Source organism: Edaphobacter flagellatus (assembly GCF_025264665.1).
Classification (GTDB): Bacteria; Acidobacteriota; Terriglobia; order Terriglobales; family Acidobacteriaceae; genus Edaphobacter; species Edaphobacter flagellatus.
In genome coordinates this window covers 496,768-507,932 of the sequence record NZ_CP073697.1, presented here as the reverse complement: position 1 = coordinate 507,932, position 11,165 = coordinate 496,768, and the positions used below count along the sequence as shown (strand labels likewise).

The 11,165-nt window shown below is 52.1% G+C and carries 9 protein-coding genes; 4 read left to right on the top strand and 5 right to left on the bottom strand.

What is annotated here, in order from left to right:
- Positions 1-92: 92 nt before the first annotated feature.
- Entirely contained in the window at positions 93-1,043 is a 951-nt protein-coding gene (locus KFE13_RS02120; RefSeq protein ID WP_260705474.1) for a cupin-like domain-containing protein, read from the bottom strand.
- A gap of 233 nt (positions 1,044-1,276) precedes the next feature.
- Complete coding sequence (locus tag KFE13_RS02115) at positions 1,277-2,530, bottom strand: glycosyltransferase family 4 protein (protein WP_260705472.1); 1,254 nt, start codon at positions 2,528-2,530, stop codon at positions 1,277-1,279.
- Positions 2,531-2,738: 208 nt separating this feature from the next.
- On the opposite strand from KFE13_RS02115, the gene KFE13_RS02110 reads away from it, so the two are divergent.
- Together KFE13_RS02110 and KFE13_RS02105 are read left to right on the top strand one after the other, a co-directional pair.
- Complete coding sequence (locus tag KFE13_RS02110; RefSeq protein ID WP_260705471.1) at positions 2,739-3,746, top strand: glycosyltransferase family 2 protein; 1,008 nt, start codon at positions 2,739-2,741, stop codon at positions 3,744-3,746.
- An 8-nt stretch (positions 3,747-3,754) separates the two neighbouring features.
- A complete protein-coding gene (locus KFE13_RS02105) occupies positions 3,755-4,342 on the top strand; it encodes an acyltransferase (protein ID WP_260705470.1) in 588 nt (195 codons plus the stop codon).
- Between the two features lie 8 nt (positions 4,343-4,350).
- Here the strand turns inward: KFE13_RS02105 and yihA are convergent, their stop codons facing one another.
- The 3 genes from yihA to KFE13_RS02090 form a co-directional block, all read right to left on the bottom strand.
- Positions 4,351-4,962: a ribosome biogenesis GTP-binding protein YihA/YsxC gene (gene yihA / locus KFE13_RS02100; protein ID WP_260705469.1), complete on the bottom strand. Its 612-nt coding sequence runs from the start codon at positions 4,960-4,962 to the stop codon at positions 4,351-4,353.
- Between the two features lie 95 nt (positions 4,963-5,057).
- A complete protein-coding gene (locus KFE13_RS02095; RefSeq protein WP_260705468.1) occupies positions 5,058-5,816 on the bottom strand; it encodes a hypothetical protein in 759 nt (252 codons plus the stop codon).
- Between the two features lie 112 nt (positions 5,817-5,928).
- Positions 5,929-7,746 carry a sugar porter family MFS transporter gene (locus KFE13_RS02090; protein ID WP_260705467.1) on the bottom strand — a complete coding sequence of 606 codons (1,818 nt, stop codon included), beginning with the start codon at positions 7,744-7,746 and terminating at the stop codon, positions 5,929-5,931.
- 521 nt (positions 7,747-8,267) lie between these two features.
- Between KFE13_RS02090 and KFE13_RS02085 the strand changes: the two genes are divergently transcribed.
- Entirely contained in the window at positions 8,268-10,280 is a 2,013-nt protein-coding gene (locus KFE13_RS02085) for an NHL repeat-containing protein (protein WP_260705466.1), read from the top strand.
- Positions 10,281-10,401: 121 nt separating this feature from the next.
- Positions 10,402-11,151 (top strand): SDR family NAD(P)-dependent oxidoreductase, encoded by a 750-nt coding sequence (locus KFE13_RS02080; RefSeq protein WP_260705465.1) that lies wholly within the window; start codon positions 10,402-10,404, stop codon positions 11,149-11,151.
- The last annotated feature ends 14 nt before the right edge of the window (positions 11,152-11,165 follow it).

Below are 11,165 nucleotides of genomic sequence, written 5' to 3'. Positions count from 1 at the left end.
CAGGCGTAGAGCACATTCATTTTTGTCTAGCTAAACATTGGGGTAATTCACAGGAAAGTTTACTTCCAGTGCTTCCTCGCATCTATTTTAGTTCAATGTTGACCCCGTACCCCCCGCACAACCTTCCCAGCTAGTTTTCTCATGGGGAGAATGGCATTCATGGCGTTTGCTTTCAGTGCGTCTGCGGCTGGATGCTCACCTGGAGTCGACGGCGCCAGCCCAGCCATACGAACGTAGTGATTGAACGCCCTCGTCCGTCCTAAGGATCGAGTTGCATCCGTTTCCAGCACTACGGAATACGAGATCGACTGCGACGAGCAGGTCTCTACCCAATGTGGTGCATTCTGAGGCTGATGTAAGCCTTTTCCTGCCGAAAGGTGAAAGACATGTTCGCGGGCAGGATCGCGTCGGTTTACATCGACCTTGCCAATCTCAACCGAGCTTTTGATATAAAACGGCTCGAGTTCAGGTTCCGTAACATTGGCTGGAGGATACACGTGATAAATCTTTTCACCGGCAATCTGACAAAAAAAGCCGATCTCAGGATCAAAGTGAATGGGGGTTGTCGATTTTGCTGAAGTGATGAAGACAGAGGATTCAAGTCGCACAACTTTCTCACGTCCGAACCCGCCTCTCGCATCGGAGATGCACTGCAGAATCGTATGAATCAATTCACGGAAGTCGGCATCGTATTTTTCAGGACGTTTCAGAAGAACGCGATAGGGCTGCTCATCCAGCAGAGTCATTGCTACATGTGGGGCATGTTGACCATGGGGAACGGAATTGAAATCTGCATTGGCTGACGGCGCGCTCGAAGCTACAAAAGCATCCTGAGGATTGGCCTGATACTTTTCCGCAAGTGCCCGTAACGCATCTTGAGAAAATATATTGAGAGTGCTCAGGTTATGGGATGTTGCCACTGGCTCAACATTAAAGATTTCAGCAAAAGAAGGCGTCTCGAAACGGATAGCAGCGTCCGTTGGAAGAGAAGCCACGCTAAGTGGGATGTTGGATTGAGGGATGACCGGTGCGCTATGTGCCATAACACCTACTCCTAAAGAATTTCTAATTCGACCAGAAGAACTTCTATCGGACAGATAAATTGGGGCTCAGGAGATGTCTCTCCACGGACCCACCGAGATGTTAATAAAATGGAGAACCCACGCAGCCACCGCTGCTTATTAATAGCGCCAATCTATCACAGGACGTATACACAAAAACACGAAAAATCCCGCCAAATAAGGCAGTTTTGCATTTTTATGAAGGTGTATATGTCTTATGCCCGAGAAGTTACCCGTGAGGCGGTTACCTTCGCGTAAATCTTGCGCCAGTCTCGAATTACCCCAGACCATAGATAGCCATTCTCGTATGCACGAGATCTTGCCTGAATGGACATGCTCTCAGCAAGAGCACCATCCTCTGCTAAAAGATCCATAGAAGATGCCAGTTGGTCGATGACGTAATCTTCGCTGATGGGATCGATCAGGATTCCAGTCTCAGGTGTGACGAGCAGGGAAGGCCCACCCCAGTTGCATGCGATTACGGGTAGCCCCTGCACCATAGCCTCCTGCACGACGATCCCATTTGCCTCAGCCAAGCTGGGAAAGACAAATGCTCGGTACTGCCTCAACATATCGGCGAGTTTGCTGTGGTCTGGAACCCATTCAATGAATCGGACGCGGTTGTCGAGAGACAACTGCTGAACAAGTGCTCGCAGGTTCCCAAGCTCAGGTCCTCTACCAATGATGTCCAGTTCGATTGGGTTTTTCGTCTTTAGAAGACTTTTGATAATCAGGTCTGTCCCCTTGTGCTCAACCAAACGCCCATTGTGAAAGAACCGAAAGTTCGTTCCTTCATGCGTTATGCGAGGACTTTGATAGAGGCGGTCCATGATCCCGCTATCGATGGAGTCGACCAGTTGTTCATTCCTGCAGCCGGCCATGCGCAGTGATTCGTACGTCCTTTTACCGCCAGCGACAAGCAAAGCGTTTGCAGTACGTTTCCCTGCAAAGGAGATACGGTGCATAAATTGCATCGACGGATGCAGCCATCGGCGCACTTTGTAAGCTAACTTCTCCCGATGCCGAAATGCTGGAGGGTAATGAATATTGCCGTTGATCGGTCCAATGACAACCTTTGCATTGGGAAGGACAGGGTACGGCAAAACCGGAGATACCGGAGACGTAAAGTGGACGACAGCGTCGGGACTCTTTTGCAAAACAATCCTTGCCTGTCGGGCAGCAGCGTGCAGAAAGACCATATTCAGAAGTTGCTCGAAGATCTTGCCGCGATGCAATGTCTTTTCAATTGCGGTGTCGGAGACGTACGACACGCTCATCTGAGGGTGATTTTTCGTCAGTTCCGGCTGTACACGTTCATGCGTAATCTGGTGTACGCGGACCCCCTGCCGCTCCAGTTCCAGGTAAATCTGAAGTGCCTTAATGGCCTCGCCGCCCATTTGTTCAGAAACATTGGGGGCAATCAGAATGACATCAAATTCACTGTTGGAAGAGGCGGCGGTGCCAGTCATGATGCGAGAACCTCAGAAGATTGTTTAGGCTGGAAGCGATCAAAGTGTAAGCACTACGAATTCTTCATGAAGAATACAGGATGCTTCGGGTTGAGTCAGTATCTCTGGCAGCTTCCGTGAAGCTCCACAAGTCACTTCACTCTGGTGACCTATATGTCCGCACAAAAGGTTTAGTTTGAATCAGTCTTATTCGTATACTGAAGGCACTGTGTTACAGACGGCCCCGGACTGCCACGAATGCGATGCTTCAATCGTCATTGTCTCCTTTAATACGAGGGAGATCTTAAGGGAGTGTATTGAATCGGTCATCCGCGAGTCGGGGAATCTCCGGATCGAGATACTCGTCGTCGACAATCATTCGTCAGACGGTTCCCCAGAGATGGTCGAGAAGGACTTCCCTGAGGTCAAGCTACTTAAAAGTGAAGTGAACCTTGGCTTCGGAGCAGCAAATAATCTGGCTCTGGAGCAGGCAAAAGGGCGATATTTTGTTCTGCTGAACTCTGATGCCTTCTTTCAGGATGGTGCGCTTGAAAAAGCTATTCAGCACATGGATAGCGAGCCGAATTGTGGCCTTGGCGGTGCCAGGCTGGTAGGAAGAAATGGGGACTGGCAACCATCTTCGCGTTCATTCCATAGCATCATTCATGATCTCGTCGTGATGTCAGGTTTGGCGGGCATGTTTCCTAAATCCAGATTTTTTGGGCACTTCGACCGGACATGGGCCGACAGAGACCAGCCAGCTTCGGTCGATTGGGTTCCGGGAGCTTTTTCCATCATTCGCCCCGAGGTTCTCAAAAACATCGGTTTGTTTGATCCGGCGTTCTTTCTTTACTACGAAGAGGTGGATCTCTGTAAAAGGATCAAACAGGCGGGTTACTCCATCTGGTACTGGCCGGATGTTGTCGTCGTCCATATAGGAGGAGAGTCTTCCCGCCAGCTGAAGACAACCCTGGAATTCTCATCGATGACAGCACAGGTAATCATGTGGCGAATGCGCAGCACGTTGCTTTATTACCGTAAGCATCATGGGCCACAGGTTTATATGGCCAAATGGAGCGAGCTTGCCATGTATAGGCTCACCGTTATACGCAATCGCTTCAGCCGGGCTCCACAGCGCAGGGAAAGAGGGCAATATTACAGAACGTTGATCTCTCTGATGAATCAGGCATGGAAGGATACTCAGGGTGGCCGCGTCTCGCCCCCGAGGCCGTGGTAACCCTGGCTATGGCTCATTCAACGCTAAAAAGCATGCTCGTTACTCCATTGCAGGCTCTTCTGCGTGCAAGCGGTGCGCTTCGCGAATCGCTGTGGCGCGTCTATTGCCATGCTTCACTCGCATCGCAGCTACGTGCAAAATTGCCGACGTCTGTGGTCGTTTTGGGGCGCACATCGGTGTATGGAACAGGAAACATCCTCTTTGGAGATGAGGCGCTGATTTATCCAGACCTGCATCTTGAGACACAAGGAGCAGCCAGGATTATTTTGGGTGATCGTGTAGTAATCTCCCGGGGAGTTCATTTGGTTGCGATGGAAGGCATCCGTATCGGATCAGGCACAATGATCGGCGAATACACGAGCGTACGCGATGCGAACCATACCCGTGCGGATGGAATACCGCTAAGAGACGCTGGGCACATGGCGAAGGCAATTTCTATCGGCAATGAGGTCTGGATTGGCAGGGGAGTGACCGTGCTAAGTGGTGTCACCATTGGTGACGGTGCAACCATCGGAGCGAATGCAGTTGTTACCCGGGATGTTTCTGCAGGGGCGATTGTAGCTGGAGTGCCTGCGAAACCGCTGCATTCCGTCTGATCAACGTACTAACTGATTGTTGCCGCAATCGCCTGCCACAAAGTTTTTATCCCTGCCTCGGTCTTTGATGAAATAGGAAGAATCTCATCGAGTCCATGCGCGTGCTTTAAAGCAGCCAGATTTTTCGCAAGGACATTCTTAGAGAGTCGGTCTGCTTTCGTACCTACTACAACAAAAGGGCGCTGCTGTTGCTTCAGGTAGGTGATCAGTTGATGATCGCTCTCCTGGGGAGGGATGTTGGTATCCACCAGGCAGACACAGAGGGCAAGCGTCTCTCGTTCCGCCAAATAAGGCTCAATAAATTTTGGCCACTCGGCCGAGATCGATTTCGATATCTTGGCGTAGCCATAACCGGGCAGGTCAGCGAATATCAAAAATGGAGTAGCTTTTTTTCTTCCGCCCGGGGTTTCATAGAGGGCAAAGAAATTAATAGCCCGTGTCCGGCCCGGCGTCGACGAAACCCTGGCTTCCTTTGACCCTAGCAAGGAATTGATCAGCGAAGATTTACCGACATTCGAGCGCCCTAGGAATGCAATTTCAGGAGCATCATGGGTCTTCGATTCCGCAGGAAAGTGAGCCGCATCGGTAGCTGAGAGAAGAAAGACAGGATGCATCCGCATAGCCCCAGTTTATCCACCGGATAGAGTTGGCTGCAAAAAAGCATCTGGGCGCCTGAATCACAGGCGCCCAGATAACAAGTGTAAAACGCGATGAATTACTTCGTGATGGTGACCGGAGCCGTCAAGTGAAAGCTGATGACCGATTCGGCGGGGATAACGACATCCTTGTTGCCGGTATAGGCAGCTCCAGCTGTTCCAGCACCTGCACCCGCCAGCGCGCCGATGGCAGCGCCCTTGCCGCCGCCGGCCAAACCACCAATCAGAGCGCCCAGGCCTGCGCCGCCACCGATGACCGTAGCTGTCCGCTTGCCTTTGCCCTTCTCAGCCTTTTCGTATTCATTGGTGTTTACGCGATGGCCACCGATCTCCGTAATCTGAATTCCAAGATCGCCAGCGCCCTTGAATTTGCCACGGCCTTTAGCTGCCACGACGGTTCCTGAGACGCTCGTTCCCCTTGGGAATACAGTCGCACCGCCGGATGTCGTAACTGGGGCAGAGAGTTCTCCGGTAAAGCCATCGCCAACGTTATTCTTGCTGGCGCTCAGTTGCTGATTAATCGTAACGGAGACAGTTGCTCCGGTAGGAGCCGTAAGAGTCTTCGGAGCAGGAGGAGCCACTGGAGCTGCCGGTTTGGCAACTGGCGCAGCTGCTACCGGCGCGGGAGCAGGCGCAGGAGTTGTGGCAGGCGCAGCAACCGGCGTTGTTGCGGGAGCTGCCGCAGGCTGTGACGCAGGCGCCGGAGCTGCAGGGGCTGCTGCTTCATTCGTTGCCGGAGTCGAGCTCTTGCAGCCTCCGAGCATGAGGGCCGTAGAAAGTGTGAGGGACGCTGCCAGAGTCAATTGGTTGAAGCGCATGAAAGTATCTCCAGTCGTGCAGTCAAAAGTTGTTAGAACTATACTCCGATAGAGTAAATCTGGTTGATGAAAAGTTGTCTGCGAAACAAGAAAATCCCGATTCTTCAGACACCTAGCGAGTGCCGACCTCTTGGCCGGTCTCGAAATAGTATTCGATCTCTTCCAGCGTTTTGCCTTTCGTCTCAGGCAGAAAGAAGATCGCGACCGCCAGATAGATTAAGGTAAAGCCCGCAAAGAGGAAAAATATAGTGGAATAGCCATACTTGCTGACAACGGGCAGGAAGATTCCCGCCAATATGGTTGAGACAAGTTGGTTGATGACCAGCGCAACACTCATTCCGTTTGAACGAATCCGGGTGGGCATCAACTCTGACAGCGCTAGCCAAACGCATACTCCTGGTCCTATGGCAAAGAACGACATAAATGAATACAAGCCAAGAGCGACGAGCCAACCATGGCTTGAGCTTGGAACCTGACCAACCAGCGCTCGTTCAATCTTGAGTGGAGCCGTACGAGCCGCATCGAGATCAGCGAATGGATTTTTGAAGAATGCCTCTACTTTGGTCGAGGGGATTGAGCTTTCTCGTGTGATCTTGATAGGAGGAGCTGTTGGATCGTCTGTGCGGACGTAGCTGGTTGCAGCTGTGAAATCTCCATATGAATAAATGACAGCGAGCGATGCATGATCGCTGCTGATCTCTGAAGTCTGTCCACCTGAAGCATCCAGGAACAGCTTTGCCTGCGGTGCGGTGAAGGGAAGTGTCAGTGCCTGGTCGGGAGTAACTAATGCCTGTACAGCACTACGGCAATCGCGATTCAACTTTTCAGTGGAGTGAAAGAGCAGAGCAATCACGATCAGTGAAACGGTAATCCCGGTCGTTCCCACCATCAATAGGAACTTGCGCCCCTTGCGGTCGACCAGCGACATACCGATGATCGTCATCAGAAAGTTGATGACGGTGAAAATGACATATCCCCAATGCGCTTGAATGTCGGCCAGGCCACTCTGCAGAAGGATGCTGGTGTTATAGCCAATAATCGAATTGACGCCGGTTGCCGTATTGCAGAAGAGAATGATGCAAGCCAGAAGAAACGGAATAATATACTTCCGTCGCAATAAAGAATCCTTAGTGGGCGTATTCGTATTTCCGGAGTCTTTTGCTGCGAGTGCGATCTGCTCCATTTCTTTAAGTTCGGCCTCAGCTTGCGCCCGGGGTTTTGTGCGTTGCAGCGCAGCCAGTGCCTTCTCTTTCTTACCGCGCAAAAACAGCCAGCGCGGAGACTCCGCAACAAACATGCTTCCAATCACAAATAAAATACCTGGGGGAAGCGAAACCCAGAAGATGCTTCTCCATGCGTTGTCTTTAAACGCAAACACTGCATTGGCATCGGCAGTTCTCGCGACGTCTTCGACGCGATAGCTGTAATAGATACCAATAATGGCTGCGGAGACAATACCGAGCGTCAGCAGCCACTGGAACATTCCGGTGCCCTTGCCGCGGTTCGATGCTGGCAGACATTCTGCGAGATAGAGCGGCACGACAACACCGATCAACCCGCCACTGATTCCCTGCAGCAGTCTGCCAAAGAACAGCGGACCGTAGCCGTGCGAGAGAGCAATCATTGGAATGCTGAGCACGAAGGTCAGCCCGCTGACAATCATCAATGGGCGCCTTCCCATCCAGTCTGCAAGCAATCCAGCAAACAAGGTTGAGAAGACACTGCCCAGCAAAACAGCGGCAACGATGATAGAGAGCTGCCCGGCATTGAGCCCGGAAGTGGCCTCAAGATAGGGCAGCGCACCTCCAATAATGCCGATATCCACTCCATAGAGCAGTCCGCCCAGACCTGCAACGAGCAGAAGGAAGCGATTGCGTGTTGCATAAACTGACGGCGATTCGAAGGAAGGAGCGGGAGTGGAGGTCGTCATAGAGTGCAGAAAAGATTCCTAAATTAGAGTATTGCCGCGTTTAGCGTTTTCTCCGCCAGTTTCGGTACTGTTATAAGAGCCACGCTGAACACGATAGCAGCTTGTGGCGGGAGATAACAGACTCCCACTGCTGGGGATCATCGTTCCCCCAAAAGTGCAATGAGAGTTTTCTAAGCGCCCCGGTATGCTCCACATGAGCTATGAAACACCTATTTCCTTCCTCGCCGGAGCTGACTGTAACGATTCGACCTTCTGTCGATTCTGGACTGCACATGCAGCGGGATCAACTATCGCGAGTTTCCGGCAAGCCACTAACGGAAATGAACCACCTCCTCATTGCTGCTTTTGCTGAACATCTGGTGGACATGAACGTGAACAACCAGTTTTGAGCGCGACTTTGCGCCACTTACCTTTGGAGGGTATTTCAGATGAACGGCATTCATTTCGTTCAAAGGGCAGGACAGATATCTTTATTCAGCTTGCTGACAGCCAGCGTCTTGTTGAATGTTGGCTGTTCAAATATGGCGTCCACCGCTCCGACGGCAACGCCCCTGACTTCCGGAGGTCAGCTTAGCGGTAGTGTTCACGGCGGTAGCCAGCCGGTCGCCTTTGCTACAGTCACTCTTTACTATGCCGGACAATCCGGTATGGGATCTGGAGACCCGTCTGGTGGTGTAAATGGAGCGCCAATCGTAGCAGCAGTTACAAGTTCAGCAGACGATGGACACGGCTCGTTTTCTTTCTCCAAAAGCGCCACAAATGGTCAGACAACGTCAGGAAATAATTTTTCGTGCCCGGTCACAGGCGATCCGCTGGTTTACGTCGTAGCGCAGGGCGGTAACACCATCAATACTCACGATCCGTCTGTCAACAATACAGCCGCAGTGTTTCTTGGAGTGTTCGGTACATGCAGCCAGATTAATGCATCAAGCTTCATTAGTTTGTCGGAAGCTACAACGGTGGCAAGTATGGTTGCATTGCAGCAGTATTTCAATCCGGTCACCGAGAGTTTTGGTGCTGATGGTATCAGTATCTCGAAGCGCGCCATTGTCAACGCTCTGTCGACAATTTCCAATCTTGTCGACCCTGCAAACGGTACAGCGATTACCTCTAAAGTCATTACGGGAAGTGCTGGATCCGCAAGTGTGACTGTGACCCCGCAGACTGCAAAGATTAATGCATTGGCGAACATCATCGCATCATGCGTCAACAACGCATCAGCGAGCGCCACGCCGTGCACAACGCTATTCGCCAACGCGACGCCTCCCGACACAAGTGTGACATCGCGCCCCTATCGTACGGCAGCTTTCCCTCAGGCTACGGATGTGTTGCAGGCGCTTTATTACATGCTTGCCAACCCCACCAATGGCAGCACCACAAATCTTCAAAATCTGTATAACCTGATACCCGCTGTTGGATCGTCGTTTCAGCCCACTCTAGCTGCCGCGCCGTCGGACTGGACCATTTCTGTTACCTATAGTTCGACCAGTACGTGCGGCACTGGTAATGGTAACTTCATCAGCATGCCCGAGGAACTCAACGTGGATGCTAATGGCAATATCTGGATTGCCAATGGGCAGGACGCGACGGGAAATCTTTCCATGATCTCTTCTTCCGGCGTACCAAATGCTTGTGTCTCCCTCGGTGGAGGTGCCCGTGGTGGTGCAGTCGTGGATGCGTCGGGCAATGTATGGTACGCCTCGCGTAGCGCAAATACGATTTCTAGATACAATCCATTTGATCAAAGCATATTGACCTACACAACAGCGGCTGCTCCACTGGCTGTCTTCGCCGATGGTGGTAATGGCAACGGCGACACCATAAGCAATATCTATTTCACAACAGATACCGGTACGTCGCTTTATATGATTCCCCATGGCGCTTCCGCCACAACCGCCACCACGCCAGTACAGATTTCCTCGGTGGTCGGTCCCTATCCGATTCACATTATGGTGGATTCCAGCCAGGCGATCTGGGTTTCGTCAGGCAGCAACTTTATCTCGCAAGTGACTGCAGGATCCTCGGGGTCTCCCAACTACTTGAACGGCTATACAACGACGCAGTTCACAGTTCCTACCGACAGCTATGGCATTGCAGCCAACGCGAATGGTGTGTACGCTTCATCCACGAACGCGAACAGCGTGATTCCATTTCTGACCGGAAGCGCCACCAGCTACTCCATAGCGAGTGGATGGCCAACCGCAGCCGGCTTGGGTGGTCTCTCCCTGCCGACCTCTATCGCGCTCGATGGCCGATCCAATATCTGGACAGCGAATACGGGAGGTTCCGGCAGCCTGACGGAGATCAGTGCTCTGGGCACTCCGCTGTTCTCAAACGGGCTGCAACTGAGTTCAAGCTATCTTTCGGTGGGGCGTTCGATTGTGATCGACCAGTCCGGCAATGTCTGGATCGCTAATGAAGGACCATCCGGAAGCCCGGCTAACTTCATTACCGAGGTTATCGGAGCCGCCGTGCCTGTATACCAGCCATTTGCTCTCGGTCTGAGCAATGGACGTTTCCAGACCCTACCTTAAAAAGAACACCACAGCTTGCTGGAGGCCCGGGCGCTATGCCCGGGTTCTTCTTTTAAAAGTATTCTTTGCTTACGAATGCCGGAAAACAGGATATTCTTTTTTGGGAGTATGATTTCAACCTATGACGGAAGCCTTTTACCTGGAAAATAAAGTTGCCCTTGTGACAGGAGGAGCCAGCGGGATTGGTGCTGCGACGGCAAGAGAACTTGCCCGGGCAGGTGCCCAGGTGATTATCGCCGATCTCAACCTCACGGCGGGTGAATCCCTCGCAGCAGAGCTTCCCGGTGCCCGCGCTGTTTCGATGGACGTGACCGATACGGCATCGATCATGAAGACCATCGGCTCATTATCGCGCCTCGATATTTTGGTTAACTGCGCTGGCATTGGCTTGGTCGGTGATATCTCCCAAACCTCTGAGGCGGACTTCGACCGTGTCATGCGCGTCAATGTAAACAGCATCTTCCTGGTGACCAAGGCTGCGTTTCCTCTCCTGCTCGAATCACATGGCTCCATCGTCAATATCGGGTCTGTCGCCGGAGCTGTTGGAGTGAAACAGCGATTCGCCTACTGTGCCAGCAAAGGAGCGGTGCAGGCGATGACTCGACAGATCGCAGTCGACTATCCAAAAGAGTTGCGAGCTAACTGCATCGCTCCGGGAACGGTTCAATCGCCCTTTGTCGAAGGCTACCTTGAGAAATATCACTCTCATGAGAAAGAGAAGATTCGTGCTGAGTTGGTGGCGCGACAGCCAATCGGCCGGCTTGGAACTCCTGAAGATGTAGCCTCCATGGTTCGCTATCTATGTTCGAAAGAGGCGGAGTTTATCAATGGAGCTGTCCTGCCGATCGATGGGGGATGGACGGCGGCTTGAACTGAGCCGATGCA